Origin of the sequence: Mesorhizobium sp. M2A.F.Ca.ET.042.01.1.1 (genome assembly GCF_003997405.1) — a bacterium.
Taxonomy (GTDB): domain Bacteria; phylum Pseudomonadota; class Alphaproteobacteria; order Rhizobiales; family Rhizobiaceae; genus Mesorhizobium.
This window is the reverse complement of sequence record NZ_RZRX01000573.1, coordinates 1-1,192: the sequence shown is the minus strand read 5'-3', so window position 1 is coordinate 1,192 and position 1,192 is coordinate 1. Positions and strand designations below refer to the sequence as shown.

Annotated in this window: 1 pseudogene; it reads left to right on the top strand. The window is 54.6% G+C overall.

From position 1 onward, the window contains the following. Positions 1-194: 194 nt before the first annotated feature. Positions 195-1,192, top strand: a pseudogene (locus EOA23_RS34915) (ATP-grasp domain-containing protein); the annotation flags it as partial.

The following is a 1,192-nucleotide window of genomic DNA, read 5'->3' as shown; positions in this document are numbered from 1 at the left end:
CTTTTACAATTTACTGGCGCACTTCTCGCAACAACAACGCCACAGATGTTTTAGATAAATTTACGAAATTTTCACAATGTCAGGCGGCCAAGCGGCTAGGATGGTACGTTCTACAACTATTGAGATCAGAGACGGCTGAAAAACTGATGCCGATTGCTCGGCAGCCGCGCACAACACAACGGAGGTCAACGCCAATGCAAAAAAGTGCGCTCATCCTGCTTGAAGGCACAAGGAGCAATGGTCTGCTCTACGTGAATGCAGCCCAGCGTCTTGGGCTTGATGCTATCACCCTGTCGGCTGATCCGGCTCAGCAAGACTATCTTGCAGCGGAAGGACTTGAGGCAATCCGTGTCGATACGCACGATCTCGATGCGCTGATCCGCGAATGTTCCCGTCTACGTTCGACACATGCCATTGCGGGCATTACGAGCTCCGACGAGCTGGTCTATGCAACGGTTGGCAAACTCTGCCACCATTTCGATCTACCGGGGGCCGGACCCGGCATCGGTTGAGCGATGCTGTGACAAGTTCATGCAACGACAGCTCCTTGCGGGTGCCAACGTCCCAATACCGGCCTATCGGCTGTCATCCAGTGCGGCGGACCTCCAAAGATTTGCGGGGGAGATTGGGTATCCGGTAGTTCTTAAGCCAGCCGTGGGCGTCGGCAGTTGCGGTGTCCGATTGTGTCGTAACGCTGGTGAGGTGGCCGAACATACAACCTATTTGTTGGACGGGAAGCACATGTGGTGGTCTTCGCCGAGGGTATTGGTTGAAGAATTCGTAGAAGGTCCATTTTACAGCGCTCATATGATGGGGGATCAGGTCATTGGAATTGACAGCGCTGAATTCGGCCCCCCTCCGTATTTCGTCTTCCAGAGGGGTGTCTTCCCCGCCTCGCTCACCGATGCCGAATATAAAAGCATTGCTGATGTTTCGGTGAGCTGTCTGCGAGCTCTCGGCCTAGGCTGGGGGCCAACCTGCATCCAACTCCGGTGGTCCAAGCGTGGCCCAGTTGTTATTGAAGTTAATCCGCGTCTTAGTGGTGGTCCTGAATCGCTTCAGCTCGGTTGCGGTGTCGATCTCGTGACAGAACATGTCAAGCTTGTCATTGGCGAGCCATGGGATTTACGCAGAAGGCATTCGCAGGCCGCGGCCTGGTGCTCCCTACTTCCTGATCGCGATGGGATTCTGG